A 14961-nucleotide genomic window follows, 5' to 3' on the forward strand; every position below is an offset into this window, starting at 1 on the left:
GGCACCGCGCTTGACGCTGATAGTGTCGAGGGTCTGACCCCAGCCTTTGCCGTGGGCTTAAACTCCGCCCAGCAAATCATTTTCATTCAGGATCGCAAACGCGATCTCGGGGTGCGCGGCCAGGCAGCGGCGCACGGCGGCGGGAATGGCGGCGCGCGTCTTGCGGCACAGGCCGGGCCGCTCCAGCAGGCGGATCTGGAAGCCGCGCACGGTGCGCACTTCGCCGCCGCCGGGCGCGATCTGCAGTTCCACGCCCAGGTTGTCGCGCAAGCGCTGCTGCAGTTTTTTCAGCTGCGCATGGTCGCTGATGTTCTCGATATGCGCCAGCAGGCGCTTTTCTTCCGTCAGGTTCAGGCGCAGGATGGCGATATCCGCCTGCGGATCGTCGAGCAGCCGCTCGCGTTCGCAGTCGCACAGCTGCGGCGGGCACTCCTTGCGGATTTCAAAGTCGACGATGCGCATGCTGGTGTTCCAGTGACATTCGAATGGCGGCGGCGGAAAAATCCAGTATCGGCCGGCGCCTGCCGCCTGTCAATCTGCGCCGCAGCACGATGCGGCGTCAGCGCGGGCTGACGATCAGGCGCCAGCGGATCGGCCCCTGTTCGCTGCTGTGCTGATGGTGGTTTTGCGGCGGCATGACGTGGCCTTCCGTCGACACGATCTCGTGCGCGCAGCCGTCGCAGCGGTAAATGCCCGAGTACGGCACGGCTTCGCCGGGCGACGTCAGCGCATCGAAACGCGGATGCATGGAGCGCGCCACGTAGCTGGGGTTTTTGTAATCGGCCATGGGTTTCTCGGGAAGTGGACAATGGCCCATTCTGGCACACAATCGTGCGCGGCCTTGACCGCGTGTCTTGGCGTGCGCGCCGCGCCATGTTGTAATGTTGATCATCCGTTTGATCACCCATGACGAGCACACCAGGCCATGAGAACCCGCATCAAGATCTGCTGCATCGCTTCCATCGACGAGGCGCAACTGGCGATTGCCGCCGGCGCCGACGCGCTGGGCCTGGTGGCGGCCATGCCGTCCGGTCCGGGCACCATTCCCGACGCGCGCATCGCGCAGATCGCGGCCTGGACGCCGCCGCCCGTCGCCACCTTTCTGCTGACGGCCGGGACGACGGCGCAGGCCATCGCCGGGCACGTGCGCGCCACGCAGCCGTCGACCGTGCAGATCGTCGGCCATGTCGACCCCGGCGAAGTGGCGCAGCTGGCGCGCCTGCTGCCGCACGTGCGGCGCGTGCAGGTGATCCACGTGGAAGGGCCCGAGGCGTTGGCGCTGATCCCCGCCTACGCGCCCCATGTCCACGCCTTTTTGCTCGACTCGGGCCGCCCCGGCGCGCCCGTCCCGGAACTGGGCGGCACGGGCCGCACGCACGACTGGTCCGTCAGCGCGCGCTTCGTGCGCGCCAGCCCCCGTCCCGTATTTTTGGCCGGCGGCCTCGATGCCAGTAATGTGATGGAGGCGCTGCGCCAGGTACGTCCCTACGGCATCGACCTGTGCTCGCGCGTGCGCACGGACGGCCAGCTCGACGTCATGAAGCTGGCCTTGCTGATGGCGGCCGTGCGCGACGCCGATGCGGCGCTGTATGCGGAAGGCTAAGTCGCCGTTGCCAACGCGTTCATCTCGCGCACGAACGCTTCCGTAAACGCGGCCACCATGCCGCTGGCCGCGCGCGGCGAGATCAGGCCGACGATGGAATGCGATTCCGCGTCCGGCAGGGCGATGAAACGCACGCCGGGCGGCGCCACCAGGCGCATGCTGTCGGGCACGATGGCGATGCCCATGTTCGCTTCGATCAGGTTCAGCTGCGACGTCTTGCGCGACAGGGCGCGCGCCGCCTTCGGAAAAAAGCCCTGCGCCAGGCACAGGCCGGCCACCAGATAGCTGAGGCCGCCGCGGTCCTTGTGCGGGATCGAGACGAAGGCTTCGTCGCGCAGCGCGGCGATCGTCGTGCTGTCCAGCGATGCCAGCGGCGACGCCGACGACACGGCCACCACCAGCTTTTCCGCAAACAGTTCGCGCACGACGATGTTGGCATGCTTGCGCAGGGTGGGCAGGCGCACCAGGCCCAGGTCGGCGCGGCCTTCCTCGATGTCGGCGGCCTGGTTTTCCGACGAGCCTTTCGACACGTCGAGCGAAACGCCGGGGAACTGCGCCAGCAGTCGGTTCAGCACGGCGCCGATGGCGGGCGTGAGGGTGACGGAACTCGAATGCAGCAGGCGGATGATGCCTTGCGCGCCCTGGCCCACGTGGCGCGTCTGGCGCACGGTTTCCTCGATGTCTTCCAGGATGCGCCTGGCCCGTTCATAGAAGACCTGGCCGGCGGGCGTCAGCTCGATATGGCGCGCGTCGCGCGTGAGCAGCAGGGCTTGCACCTCAGCCTCGAGTTCCTTGATCTGCCGGCTCAGGGCCGACTGCGCGATGTACAGCTTTTCCGCCGCGCGCGAGTAGCTGCCCGCATCGACAATCTCGACAAAGTACTTGAACTGTTTGAGAGAAATCAATCGTATGCCTTTTCGAGATCGGTGACTGCCTGATTTGATATTGGCCCTGGCCCCGGCGTTCGCGCTACAGTGTATTGGTCCGCTGTCATTGCAAAGGAAAGACCATGCTGGAATTGATCGGGGTGCTGGGAGTACTTATCAGTATTATCGTAAAACTGATTTTCGTCCAGATCGGCGCGGCTGATGACGGTAAAGAGGATTGATAGGGAATTAACCCAACAGCGTGAAGCCGGGGTCAGACCCGTCGGGTCTGACCCCGGATTGTCGCTAACATTGCCACGAAATTTTGCGGTGTCTCCACGGCTTGCAAATGACAATCCAATTCCACCCCATCCCACTCCGCCAACTGCTGGCCCGCGCACTTGAGCGCCGCCTCGCGCGCCGTCCACGCCTGCGCCAGGCGCAGCGGGCGTTGCGTATCGGGGCAGGCGGCCAGCTCCTGCGTCACCTGCGGCCCCAGGTAATCGCGCGCCAGATGGAGCCAGTCGGCAATATCCTGCACGCGCATGACGTCGATGCCGACCGCGCCATGCAGGTGGACCGCAGCCAGCGAGAGTCCCTCGTCATGGCTGAACGACAGGCCCGCAACGCCGCCGGGCAGCAGCAAACGGGGAGGGGTGCCCGGCGCCGACTCCACTGAAATCGCCTCGCTATCGAGCTTGAGCCACTGCGCCGCCGCTTCGCGCACGGCCCGGCGCAGGTGTGCGCGTGCCGCCATGCGGGATGGCGGCGGCACGATGCCGATCGCCAGCACGCCGTCGCCCGACCAGAGCACCGTAAAATCCATCAGCTGCTATCAGCTACGCAAAGGCGCGGCCGGGCAGCCCGCCCAGTTGCTGCCGGCGGGGATATGTTCACCCTTCATCACCAGGGTCAGCGGACCCAGGCGCGCATTGTCGCCCACCTTGGCGCTGTACAGCACGGAGCTGCGCGGGCCCATGTAGACGCGCTGGCCGATGTCCACGTGGTCGATCTTCATCACGCGGTCTTCGAACAGATGCGTTTGCGGGCAGGTGAGGGCATTCAATTCGCTGTAGTCGCCGATGTGCACGCAGTCGAATTCCGTGATGTCCGTGGTGTCCATGTAGACGCCGCGGCCGATCTTGCAGCCGAACAGGCGGAAGGCCAGCGGCAGCCACGGCGTGCCGCGCAGGTAGCGCATGAAGTTGGGCACGGCGATGCCTTCGTACAGGTTCGTCACGCCTTCGGAGACCCAGACGAACGGCGTCCACATGGGCGCCGCGTGCTTGCGGTAGCGTCCCAGCAGCAGCCATTTGAACAGCACGACCACTAAAAAATTGCCGATGCCGTAGGCGATGCCGGCGATCGCCAGGTCGCCCACCACTTCGCCCCAGCGCCCCGCGCCCGCGATCGGCATCACGTCCAGCACCAGCGTGTAGCCGACGGCGATCACCACGGCGTGCGGCGCGACGATGCGGAACGCTTCGATCAGGCTGCGGCCCAGGCGGCGCAGCATGGACGGCTTGAAGGTCAGGTGCTCGGCAAAGCCGCTGACCTGTTCGCGCGCGGGCAGGTGCATGGGCGGAGAGCCGAGCCAGGTGTCGCCGCTGTGCATCTGCTCATTGCGCGGCGCGTGCGTGTGCACGCCGATCAGCACGTGCTCGGGCAGCACCGTGCCGTCCGGGATATAGCTGCCGTTGCCGACGAAGCTGCGGTGCGAGACGACGGTGGGGCGCATGGTCATCCAGCCGCCGTCGATCTGTTCGTCGCCCAGCATGACGGCGTCGGCGATGAAGGTGTCGTCGCCCAGGGTCAGCATGTCGGGCACCACGCCCAGGGCCGTGGAAATCTCCGCGCCCTTGCCCACCTTGGCGCCCAGCAGGCGATACCAGTAGGGCGCGAACACGGTGGCGTAAATGCCGTGCAGGACGTTCAGGCTCGATTCCTGGATATGGCTGACCAGCCACTTGGCGCAATAGATATTGCTGTGCACGGGCGAGCTGCCCGGTTTCAGGCGCGGCAGCGCGCCCCAGCGGATGGCGGCCGACAGCAGGGCTGTCAGCACGATCAGCACGGCGCTGGCGGGGAAGGCCAGCAGGAAGTAGCGGGCCAGCTGGGTCGTCACGTCGCGCCCCTGCAGCCATGGCATCATTTCGCGTTCGTCGAACCAGTCGATCAGCACGAAGCTGGGGAAGACGGGCATGAAGAACAGCACGGCGATGAGCACCATGCCAAAGCAGAAGAACACGGTTTCCCCCGTCAGGCGCAGGCGCGAGACGGCGGGACGCGGCGGCTGCGCAGCGGCGTCGAACGGGCCGATGTCGCGCGCGGGCGAGCCCGTGTACACGCGCCCGGCCGGCACCGTGGCACCGTCGGCCAGCGCCGATTGTCCCTCCAGGTGGCCAAACGCGCCCATGCTGGTATTGCCCTCCAAGATCGCATAGGAGCTGATGCAGCAATCGTCGCCGATGCGGATGGGCCCCAGCAGCAAGCGGCCCCGTTCCACCCTGGCGTTTTCAAAGTTGACGGCGTTGCCCACGCTGACGTTGTCGCCGATGGACAGCAAATCGGGCGCGCGCAGGGTCATCGAGCCGATGACCACTTCCTTGCCCACCTTGGCGCCCAGCGCGCGCAGCCACCAGCTGTTCAGCGACGAGCCGCTGAGCAGGTAGGCGGGCGCCGATTCGACCAGGCGGTCGGCCAGCCACCAGCGGTAGTAGGTGACGCCCCACAGCGGATAGCTGCCCGGCTTCAGGCGGCCCGCGATCAGCCACTTGCCGGCAATCGCAATGACAAATTCGGCCAGCGTCGCGAGTAAAAACACGCCGATCGAGGCGGCGATGGCGCGCGGCACGGTATCTCCCGCGTCGCCCGTGAAGAAGTGGTAGGTGAAGAAGGGCGCCATCCATTGCGCCATGCGCAGGGTGACGAGGCCCGGCACGGCCGCCGCCTGGGCCGCGCCGCAGATCCAGCGCTTGATGGCGGAGGGCGGCGTCCATTCCGCTTCCGGCGTGGCCAGCGCGGGGGGCTCGTTCAGGACGGCGGCGATCTTGCCGATCTCGCGGTTGTGATAGATGTCGCGCACCGTCATGTGCGCATAGGCGGGATCGGTACGCAGGCTCGACGCCAGGCGCGCGGCCAGGAACGAGTGGCCACCGAGATCGCTGAAGAAGTCAAGCTGGCGCCGTATCGGCTGGCCCGGGAACAGTGTCGCCAGCGCCGCGAACAGGGCCGCTTCGGCCGGCGTTTCCGGCGCGTCCGATTCACCCGCTTCGCCAGCCGGCGGCGCGGACAATGGCATGGCTTTCAAGGCTTTCCGGTCGATCTTGCCGGACGTCAGGCGCGGCATCAGCGGCAGCAATTCAAAACGGCCCGGCACCATGTAGGGCGGCAGGTGCAGGTTCAGGGCCGCGCGCAGGGTTTTCGCGGCCAGCGCGTCGCCGGACGTCTCGTCGCTGCCGACGATGTAGGCCACCAGCTGGTCGATGCCGTCATCCTTGCGCAGCAGGACGGCCACCGTGCCCACGCCTGCCTGCTGCGCCAGCACGGCTTCGATCTCGCCCAGCTCCACGCGGAAACCGCGGATTTTCACCTGATCGTCGGCGCGGCCCAGGCACAGCACCTGGCCATCCGGGTCGATGCGGGCCAGGTCGCCCGTGCGGTACAGGCGCGCATCGTCGGGACACGTGCTCCACGGATTGGGCAGGAATTTTTCCACGGTCAGGTCGGGCCGGCCCAGGTAGCCCTCGGCCAGGCCGGGGCCGATGATGCACAGCTCTCCCGTCTCGCCGCGCGCCAGCAATGTCAATGGACGGTTTTCTCCCGGCTCGGCCACCTGCAGCACCAGCAAGCCATAGTTGGGCAGCGGCGTGCCGATGGTGACGGGTTCGCCGGGCCGCAAACGCGCCAGGCTGCACGAGACGGTCGCTTCGGTGGGGCCATAGGTGTTGAACATGGCGCGGCCCGGGCGCGACCAGCGCTCGACCAGCGATTCGGGACACATCTCGCCGCCCAGGTTGATCAGGCGCAGGCTGGGTACCTCTTCGGCGAACAGGGCCAGCAAGGTCGGCACGGCATGCAGCACCGTCACGTGATGGGCGGCCAGCGCGCGCGGCAGCGCTTCGGGATCGCCCGAGATTTCCTTGGGCCCCAGCCACAGGGTGGCGCCCACCAGGTAGGCGATCCAGATTTCCTCGAACGACATGTCGAAGGCGACGGAAAAGCCCTGGTAGACGGTGTCGTCCTGCGTCACTTGCAGCACGGCGTTTTCGCTGCGCAGGAAGTGGCAGATGCTGCGCTGGGAAATCAGGATGCCTTTCGGCTTGCCCGTGGAGCCCGATGTGTAGATGACGTAGGCCGGGTGTCCGGGCAGCACGGCGCCGCGCGCGGGCAGGTGTTCACCGGGCGCGGCGGGCGCCAGCAGGGCTTCCGCCGTCCACACGGGACGCTTGACGCCGGCCTGCTCCAGGCGCGGCGCGAACTGCGCGCAGCTGACGACACCAAAGCCATTGGCATCGTCGAGGCATACCTGCAGGCGCTCGACGGGCGTGTCTTCATCGACGGGCAGCCAGGCGGCGCCGGCCTTGGCGATGGCCGCCTGCATCAGCAGCAAATGCGCGCCGCGCGGCAGCCACAGGCCGACGATGTCGCCCGGCTTGACGCCGGCCGCCACCAGGCGCGCGGCCGCCAGGCCCGCCTGCGCATCGAGTTGCGCATAGCTGATGCGGCGTTCGCCGTCGATCAGGGCGATGTGCTGCGGGCAGCGGCGGGCCGTCGCTTCCAGCAGGTCGGCCAGCACTTCGTCGCGCAGCAGATCCGGTCGCGGCGGGCCGTACAGGATATCGGCGTGGGTGGAGGGAGTGCCTGGGCTGGCTGCGGTGAAATCGTTCATGGATGACGCTTATCTGTGATGCTGAATGAAGGAGCAAACGGGCCGCGCGGCGTGCGCGGCACAGTTGATACATTACAGCACGCCAGCCATTTCAGCGTTGCAGAACGGGGAATTTTGCGGGGCTTTTCACAATTATCTGGCGGCAGGCTCAGTTGCCATGGTTACGGAATGTAAAACGGGGAAACATGGCGCCGATGCGCGCCAGCGTCCCCGCCGCCGGATAGCCGTGCAGGGGCCGGCCGGCCAGCGCCGCGTCCGCGCAGCCTTCGGCGCGGAACTGCTGCAGCACATAGTCGTTCACGCCTTGTTCCGCGAGGGTGGCGGCCAGGGCCAGCAGCTGCTCGTCCGTCAGCAGGTCCGGGTGCACGGTGGTGCGGCATTCATGGGCCACGCCGCTGGCGATGATGGCTTCCAGGCAGGCGCGCGCCGGCTCGCCGCTGGCGGCCACGCGGGTCACATGTCGATAGTCGGCAAACGGCGCCTTGATGTCGAAGCCGACCCAGTCGACCAGGGGCAGCACCTGCTGCAGCCGCTGCGGATAGATGCAGGCCGTATGCAGGCCGATGGCGAAACCCAGCGCCCTGGCGTCCAGCATGGCGCGCTCCAGGGCCGGATCCATGCACGCCTCGCCGCCGCTGAAGACGACGGCGTCGACCAGGCCCACGCGGCGGCGCAGCCAGGTCAGCACGTCGCGCCATGGCAGCACGCCTTCGCGCGTGCGCGGCTGCAGATGCGGGTTGTGGCAATAGCCGCAACGCCAGGGACAGCCCTGCACGAAGACCACGGCCGCCAGCTTGCCTGGATAGTCGCTGGCGGAAAAGGGCGTCAGGCCGCCCACTTTCAGGTCAGCCGCCATGGCAGGCGGGCAGGCCAAGCTTGGCGCTGGCCTGGGTAAAATACCGGCGCTCGTGGAATTCGCCCTGCTTGCCGATGTTGAACGAGGCGACGGGGCGGTGGTAGCCCATCACGCGCGTCCAGATTTCGCAGCGCTGGCGTTCGCTGTCGGGCAGGGTGATGGCGGGAGTGAAGTCGGGACGTGCGTTCATGGCGTTTCCTCAAGTGATGGAACAATGTGGGCCTGCTTGCGGGCGATCAGCTCCGCGTCGCAGGTGGGGCAGAATTCGTGTTTGCCGGCCAGGTAGCCGTGGCGCGGGCAGATGGAAAAGGTGGGCGTGACAGTGACGTAGGGCAGCGAGAAGCGGCTCAGGGCGCGCTTCACCAGCTCGCGGCAGGCATTCGCGTCCGACAGCGCTTCCGTCATGTACAGATGCAGCACGGTGCCGCCCGTGTACTTGCGCTGCAGGGTGTCCTGCAACTCCAGGGCCTCGAACGGATCGTCCGTATGCCCCACGGGCAGCTGCGACGAGTTCGTGTAATACGGGTTGTCCGGCGTGCCGGCTTGCAGGATGGCGGGATGGCGCTTGCGGTCTTCGCGCGCGAAGCGGTACGTCGTGCCTTCGGCCGGCGTCGCTTCCAGGTTGTACATATGGCCCGTCTCTTCCTGGAACTCCAGCATGCGGGCGCGCACGTGGTCGAGCAGGCGCACGGCCAGCGCATGGCCTTCCGGACTCGTGATGTCCCAGGCGTCGCCGCTGAAATTGCGGATCATCTCGTTGATGCCGTTCACGCCCAGGGTGGAAAAGTGGTTGCGCAGGGTGCCCAGGTAGCGCTTCGTGTACGGGAACAGGCCTTGCTGCATCAGCTCCTCGATGGTGGCGCGCTTGATTTCCAGGCTGGTCTTGCCCAGTTCCAGCAGGCGGTCCAGGTCCGCCAGCAAGGCTGGCTCGTCGCCGCGCCACAGGTGGCCAAGGCGCGCGCAGTTGATCGTCACCACGCCCAGGGAGCCCGTCTGCTCGGCGGAACCGAACAGGCCATTGCCCCGCTTGAGCAGTTCGCGCAAGTCCAGCTGCAATCGGCAGCACATGGAGCGGATCATGTTCGGCTTGAGTTCCGAATTGATGAAGTTCTGGAAGTAGGGCAGGCCGTAGCGGGCCGTCATCTCGAACAGGCGCTGCGCATTTTCGCTGTGCCAGTCGAAATCCTCGGTGATGTTGTAGGTGGGGATGGGGAAGGTGAACACGCGGCCCTTGGCGTCGCCCGCCATCATGATCTCGATGTAGGCGCGGTTGATCATGTCCATTTCCACCTGCAGGTCGCCATAGCGGAAGCCCATTTCCTGGCCCGCGATGACGGGCACCTGCTCGCGCAGGTCGTCCGGGCAGACCCAGTCGAAGGTGAGGTTGGTGAACGGCGTCTGCGTGCCCCAGCGCGACGGCACGTTGAGGTTGAAGATCAGCTCCTGCATGTACTGGCGCACGTCTTCGTAGCGCAGGCTGTCCTGGCGGATGTAGGGCGCCATGTAGGTGTCGAAGGAGCTGAACGCCTGCGCGCCGGCCCACTCGTTTTGCAGGGTGCCGAGGAAGTTGACGATCTGGCCGATGGCGCTCGACATGTGCTTTGGCGGCCCGGACTCGATCTTGCCCGGCACGCCATTCAAGCCTTCGTGCAGCAGGGTGCGCAGCGACCAGCCGGCGCAGTAGCCGGCCAGCATGTCGAGGTCGTGGATGTGCAGGGCCGCTTCGCGGTGCGCCGCGCCCACGTCGGGCGGATACACCTGCTCCAGCCAGTAGTTGGCGATGACCTTGCCCGACACATTGAGTATCAGGCCGCCCAGCGAATAACCCTGGTTGGCGTTGGCGTTGACACGCCAGTCGCGCCGCTCCAGGTATTCATTGATGGATGCGGCGACATCGACCTGGCCGCGCGGGGTGGGAACTGCGTTCGTCGTCATGAAACCTCCAATAAACACAACATACGGTGTTTTCATGCAGGTTAATGACTAAATGTAGTGGCGTCAAACGGCGCTTGCGCTTGCCTGACGAATCCTTGATGCAGGTGAAAAAAAGCCCGTCAGCGGCTTTTTTTCGCGCCTGCCTGGCGCAGGATCAGCCACGTGGCGCCAAACCAGGCGGCCCCGCACAGGGTGATGCTGACGACGGAGGCGGGCAGCACGTGCATCCAGATTTCCAGCGCCGAGTAGGTGCTCCAGCTGGCCACGCGCGCGTCGAAGGTGATGTAATTGGCCAGCAGCCAGTACACGGCCAGCATGCCCGTGCAAAGGCTGGCCTGGCGCAGCACGGGCACCTGGCGGCGCGCGAAGACGGCTTGCAGGAACAGCAGCAGCACCCCGGGCCAGGCGCCCAGCGCTTCGGGCGAGAGGATGGACAGGGACTCGGCATCGTAGCCGTCGGCGGGCGACGCCCACTGGATCTGGAGCACGGTGAGGAATAGGGTCAGCAGGAAAATGAGCAGTGGTTTGCGGGGCATGGCGGTCGGGGAGCGGCTAACAGGTGCAGCATTCTACAGCGTGGTCAAGCAAGTCGAACGCGCGCCCGCCATGCATGCATTCCTTCACCTGCGTCAAGGACTGCGCGCCCTGCGCGGGGCTATAGTCTGCACCCTGAGCCGACACAGGAATGTGAATATCATGATGCTTGAATCACCCACCGCCACCCGCGTGGCCGGGCCGCTGGAACTGGTCTGTCCCGCCGGCAGCCTGCCCGCCCTGAAAGCGGCCGTCGACCATGGCGCCGACACCGTCTACCTGGGCTTTCGCGATGCCACCAATGCGCGCAATTTCGCCGGCCTCAATTTCGACGAGAAGGCCATCGCCGAGGGCGTGCGCTACGCCCACCAGTACGGACGCAAGGTGCTGCTGGCGCTGAACACCTATCCGCAGCCGCACAACTGGGCCGTGTGGCGCAGCGCCATCGACCGCGCCGCCGAAGCCGGCATCGATGCCATGATCGTCGCCGATCCGGGCCTGATGGCGTATGCCAGCGAGCATCACCCGCAGCTGCGCCTGCACCTGTCCGTGCAGGGTTCGGCCACCAACTACGAGGCGATCAATTTTTACCGTGAACACTTCGGCATCGCCCGCGCCGTGCTGCCGCGCGTGCTGTCGATGGCGCAGGTGGAGCAGCTGATCGCCAAGACGGACGTCGAGATCGAGGTCTTCGGTTTCGGCAGCCTGTGCGTGATGGTCGAGGGTCGCTGCGCGCTGTCGTCGTATGCGACGGGCGAGGCGCCGAACACGCACGGCGTGTGTTCGCCGGCCAAGTCCGTGCGCTGGCTGGAAACGCCGAACGGGCTGGAGTCGCGCCTGAATGGCGTGCTGATCGACCGCTATGCGCCGGGCGAAAACGCCAGCTATCCCACCCTGTGCAAGGGGCGCTTCGAAGTCAACGACGAGGAGTATTACGCCATCGAGGAACCGGCCAGCCTGAATACCCTGGCGCTGCTGCCGCAGCTGATCGCCATGGGCGTGCGCGCCGTGAAGATCGAAGGGCGCCAGCGCAGTCCCGCCTACGTGGCGCAGGTGACGCGCGTGTGGCGCGAAGCGATCGACGCCTGCCGCGAAGGCAATGCGCGCTACGCCGTCAAGCCGGGCTGGATGGCGGCCATGGACAAGCTGGCCGAGGGCCAGCAGCACACATTAGGCGCCTACCATCGCTCCTGGAAATAGCAAAACCTGCTGCGCGTCCCGGGGCGCGGCCTGCGATGCTCACCACCTCGGCGGCCCCGTGCTGATGCACGGCTGCGCTTCTCGGCCCCGCCGCGCGCCGCTCGCTACGGTTTTGTCACTTAAAAAATACTGGAAAAGGCATGTTAAAACTATCTTTGGGCCCCTTGCTGTACTACTGGCCGCGCGCCACCGTCTTCGAGTTTTACCAGCAGATGGCCGCCACGCCCGTCGATATCGTGTATCTGGGTGAAACCGTGTGCTCGCGCCGGCATGAGCTGCGCCTGGCCGACTGGCTCGATATCGCCGACATGCTGGCCACCAGCGGCAAGGAAGTGGTGCTGTCGACCCAGGCGCTGATCGAGGCGGGCGCGGAACTGGCGACCTTGCGCCGCATCACGGCCAATGGCCGCTATGCGGTCGAGGCGAACGACATGGGCGCCGTGCACTGCATGGAGCAGGGCGCGCCCTTCGTCGCCGGTCCCCATCTGAACCTGTTCAATGCCCCCAGCCTGCAATTGCTGGCACGCCTGGGGGCGCGGCGCTGGGTGATGCCGCTGGAAATGGGGCAGACGGCGCTGGCCGAGATGCAGCGCCAGAAGCCGGACGGGCTGGAGACGGAAGTGTTCGCCTATGGCCGCATGCCGCTGGCGTTCTCCGCGCGCTGCTTCACGGCGCGCAACCGCAACCTGCCGAAGGACGATTGCGGCTACAGCTGCCTGGAAGAGCCGGATGGCCTGCTGCTGCGCACGCGCGATGAGGTGCCGTTCCTGGTATTGAACGGCACGCAGACGCAGTCGGCGCTGGTCTACAACCTGGTGCGCGAACTCGACGCCATGCGCGACATGGGCGTGGCTGTGGCGCGCATCAGCCCGCAGGCGATGAACACGGAAAAAGTCATCGCCATCTTTGACCGCGCCCGCCGTGGCCAGGTCAGCGGCATCGGCGCCCAGGCCCAGCTGGCCGCCTGCCAGCCGGCCGGCGCCTGCGATGGCTACTGGTATGGCCAGCCCGGCATGGAACAGCGCACCGCCCATTGAACGCAGTGAAAGGAAAGACCATGCAAGACCAACTGGAAAGACTGCCCGTCCCCGTTCCGGCGCCCGCTGCCGCCACGCCCGGCCTGTGCAAGGGGGGACCATCGTACCGGCTGCCCGAACCGCTGGCCGACCTGCTCTCCAAGCTGCCGCCATATCCCGCCTCCTGGCTGTTCGTGCAGGGCTTGAACCGCCTGCTGGCGCCGCAGTTGCCCGACGATGTGCGGCGCAGCCTGGAAGGGCGCAGCCTGCGTCTGCGCTTGCTCGATGCGGGCATCGCCTTCGATTTCGAGTGGCAGGGGACGGTGTTCGTGGCCGAGCGCTACGAGGACGTGCCCGAGCTGTGCATCGCCGCCAGCGTGCATGACCTGATGCTGCTGGCACGGCGCCAGGAAGACCCGGACACGCTGTTCTTCAGCCGCCGCTTGCGCCTGGAAGGCGACACGGAACTGGGCCTGCTGTTCAAGAACACGCTCGACGCCATCGAACTGCCGCTGTTCGACCTGCATGCCCTAGGCCCGCGCCGCGTGCTGGCGCATTTGCGCGACCGGGGCGCGCGCGGCGGGTAGTGGCGAGGGGAGGTGACGCGGGGGACTTCAGTGACGGCAGTGGCCGCAGGCGCCGCTGCACGGTGACAGCTGTGCCTCGTCCGTCGCCTCGCCCATGAAGCCGGCATCGTTGACGGCGGCCAGCAGGCGCTCCTGCGTCGCCAGGCGTTCATCGAACTGCACCGTGGCGCCATGGCGGGCCAGTGAAACGCAGACGGTTTCCACGCCGTTGACCGCTTCGAGTACCCCCGTCAGCCGGTCGGCGCAGCCTTCGTGATCCATGCCGATGATATTCAAGCGTGCTGTTTGCATGCGTACCTCTTGTTTTTCAAATAAAAAAACAGCGTAGGCGAGGGCGCGCAAGCCGTCCAGAGCAGCACGCACAAATATTTTTGTATTTGTGCTTTTGTTGATCTGGATTAATTCAGTACGACGCGTTGCCATCCTGAATTGCTGTTGTTTTGTACACAGTTTCCAACTTCCTGTCGACAAGCGTGGCTTGCTGCGCGATACTGTTTTTCTGACAAGAACGCTGGAAAGGAAGGCCCATGCAGCGCCGCTCCCTGCTCAAGCTGGCCTGTGCGTGGCCGCTGGAGGCCGCCCTTGCCGCACCGATGCCAACGGCGCAGCCGCAAGTGCGGCCACTGCTGTATCCGCGCCACCAGGCGCATGCCGATCCGCAGCAAGCGTATGTCACGGCCTTGCTGCAATCGGCGTTGGCGCGCTCGGGCCAGGCGTATGCCTTGCGCCGTTCCGCGCTGCCCATGGTGCAGGCGCGCGCCATGCAGGAAATCGCGACAGGCACGGGCAGCGTGGATGTCGTCTGGGCCGCCACCAGCCGCGCCAGCGAAGCGCAGCTGCTGCCGGTGCGCCTGCCCATCGACCGGGGATTGATCGGCTGGCGCGTGGCGCTGATCCATGCGCGCCAGCCGCAGCTGCTGCGCGGCATGCGCCTGCCTGCCGACCTGGGGCGCCTGTCGGCGGGCCAGATGGCGGACTGGCCCGATGCCGCCATCCTGCAATCGAATGGCTTGCGCATCGATACGTCCAGCACGTACGAAGGCCTGTTCCAGCAACTGGCGGCCGGCCGCATCGATTACTTTCCCCGCTCCGTGATCGAGGCGCAAAGCGAGCTGGCCAGCCATGCGCGGCTGCCGCTGGCGCTCGATACCCACCTGCTGATCCGCTATCCGGCGGCCCTGTACTTTTTTGTTGGCCAGCACCGGCCGGAGCTGGCCCGCCACATTGAAACGGGGCTGGAAAAAATGCTCGCCGATGGCAGTTTCGGGCAACTGTTCCGGCACCATTTCGGCCGGCTTGCGCAGCAACTGACGCTGTCCCGGCGCCATGTGCTGGACCTGGCGAATCCCGACTTGCCCGAGCAGACACCGTTAGCCCGCAAGGCACTTTGGTACGGTCCAAAACATTACTAATAGTATTGTTGAGCGATGTCAAACAGGTGCTTCAATCGTGCGCCATATGTTTGATGAAACG

General features: G+C 66.2%; 15 protein-coding genes. 5 read left to right on the forward strand and 10 right to left on the reverse strand.

Annotation, left to right across the window (positions count from 1 at the left end; all coding sequences use genetic code 11):
- Window positions 1-57 precede the first annotated feature (57 nt).
- The gene (locus tag BM193_RS19390) at window positions 58-462 is read right to left on the reverse strand and encodes a hypothetical protein (RefSeq protein ID WP_092799569.1); all 405 of its coding nucleotides are present in this window, start codon (window positions 460-462) and stop codon (window positions 58-60) included.
- Window positions 463-559: 97 nt separating this feature from the next.
- Entirely contained in the window at window positions 560-787 is a 228-nt protein-coding gene (locus tag BM193_RS19395; RefSeq protein WP_092799567.1) for a hypothetical protein, read from the reverse strand.
- 138 nt (window positions 788-925) lie between these two features.
- Here BM193_RS19395 and BM193_RS19400 point away from each other — a divergent pair, with 138 nt between their 5' ends.
- Window positions 926-1603, forward strand: coding sequence for a phosphoribosylanthranilate isomerase (locus BM193_RS19400; RefSeq protein ID WP_092799565.1), 678 nt, complete (start codon window positions 926-928; stop codon window positions 1601-1603).
- On the opposite strand, the gene BM193_RS19405 is transcribed toward BM193_RS19400, so the two are convergent.
- The 7 genes from BM193_RS19405 to BM193_RS19435 form a co-directional block, all read right to left on the reverse strand.
- Window positions 1600-2508 carry a LysR family transcriptional regulator gene (locus BM193_RS19405; RefSeq protein ID WP_092799563.1) on the reverse strand — a complete coding sequence of 303 codons (909 nt, stop codon included), beginning with the start codon at window positions 2506-2508 and terminating at the stop codon, window positions 1600-1602. The two genes, BM193_RS19400 and BM193_RS19405, sit on opposite strands and share 4 nt — an antisense overlap.
- A 235-nt stretch (window positions 2509-2743) precedes the next feature.
- Window positions 2744-3295: a 4'-phosphopantetheinyl transferase family protein gene (locus BM193_RS19410; protein WP_092799561.1), complete on the reverse strand. Its 552-nt coding sequence runs from the start codon at window positions 3293-3295 to the stop codon at window positions 2744-2746.
- 9 nt (window positions 3296-3304) lie between these two features.
- Window positions 3305-7360 carry a Pls/PosA family non-ribosomal peptide synthetase gene (locus BM193_RS19415; RefSeq protein ID WP_092799559.1) on the reverse strand — a complete coding sequence of 1352 codons (4056 nt, stop codon included), beginning with the start codon at window positions 7358-7360 and terminating at the stop codon, window positions 3305-3307.
- Between the two features lie 148 nt (window positions 7361-7508).
- On the reverse strand, window positions 7509-8216 hold the full coding sequence (locus tag BM193_RS19420; RefSeq protein WP_092799557.1) for an anaerobic ribonucleoside-triphosphate reductase activating protein: 708 nt from the start codon (window positions 8214-8216) through the stop codon (window positions 7509-7511).
- Entirely contained in the window at window positions 8206-8406 is a 201-nt protein-coding gene (nrdD, locus tag BM193_RS19425) for an anaerobic ribonucleoside-triphosphate reductase (protein WP_092799555.1), read from the reverse strand. Before nrdD ends, BM193_RS19420 begins: the two co-directional genes overlap by 11 nt.
- The gene (locus tag BM193_RS19430; RefSeq protein ID WP_092799553.1) at window positions 8403-10151 is read right to left on the reverse strand and encodes a ribonucleoside triphosphate reductase; all 1749 of its coding nucleotides are present in this window, start codon (window positions 10149-10151) and stop codon (window positions 8403-8405) included. Before BM193_RS19430 ends, nrdD begins: the two co-directional genes overlap by 4 nt.
- Before the next feature lie 119 nt (window positions 10152-10270).
- Entirely contained in the window at window positions 10271-10687 is a 417-nt protein-coding gene (locus BM193_RS19435; RefSeq protein WP_092799551.1) for a hypothetical protein, read from the reverse strand.
- 163 nt (window positions 10688-10850) lie between these two features.
- On the opposite strand from BM193_RS19435, the gene BM193_RS19440 reads away from it, so the two are divergent.
- The 3 genes from BM193_RS19440 to BM193_RS19450 all read left to right on the forward strand — a co-directional run bounded on the left by BM193_RS19440 (window position 10851) and on the right by BM193_RS19450 (window position 13488).
- Window positions 10851-11885 carry a ubiquinone anaerobic biosynthesis protein UbiU gene (locus tag BM193_RS19440; protein WP_092832480.1) on the forward strand — a complete coding sequence of 345 codons (1035 nt, stop codon included), beginning with the start codon at window positions 10851-10853 and terminating at the stop codon, window positions 11883-11885.
- Between the two features lie 140 nt (window positions 11886-12025).
- Window positions 12026-12922: a ubiquinone anaerobic biosynthesis protein UbiV gene (locus BM193_RS19445; RefSeq protein ID WP_092799549.1), complete on the forward strand. Its 897-nt coding sequence runs from the start codon at window positions 12026-12028 to the stop codon at window positions 12920-12922.
- Window positions 12923-12942: 20 nt separating this feature from the next.
- The gene (locus BM193_RS19450) at window positions 12943-13488 is read left to right on the forward strand and encodes a ubiquinone anaerobic biosynthesis accessory factor UbiT (RefSeq protein ID WP_092799547.1); all 546 of its coding nucleotides are present in this window, start codon (window positions 12943-12945) and stop codon (window positions 13486-13488) included.
- Between the two features lie 27 nt (window positions 13489-13515).
- On the opposite strand, the gene BM193_RS28820 is transcribed toward BM193_RS19450, so the two are convergent.
- A complete protein-coding gene (locus BM193_RS28820) occupies window positions 13516-13779 on the reverse strand; it encodes a heavy-metal-associated domain-containing protein (RefSeq protein ID WP_175533352.1) in 264 nt (87 codons plus the stop codon).
- Between the two features lie 236 nt (window positions 13780-14015).
- On the opposite strand from BM193_RS28820, the gene BM193_RS19460 reads away from it, so the two are divergent.
- Window positions 14016-14900 carry a type 2 periplasmic-binding domain-containing protein gene (locus tag BM193_RS19460; protein ID WP_092799543.1) on the forward strand — a complete coding sequence of 295 codons (885 nt, stop codon included), beginning with the start codon at window positions 14016-14018 and terminating at the stop codon, window positions 14898-14900.
- Window positions 14901-14961 lie beyond the last annotated feature (61 nt).

It is taken from the genome of Janthinobacterium sp. 344 (genome assembly GCF_900112025.1).
Taxonomy (GTDB): domain Bacteria; phylum Pseudomonadota; class Gammaproteobacteria; order Burkholderiales; family Burkholderiaceae_D; genus Janthinobacterium.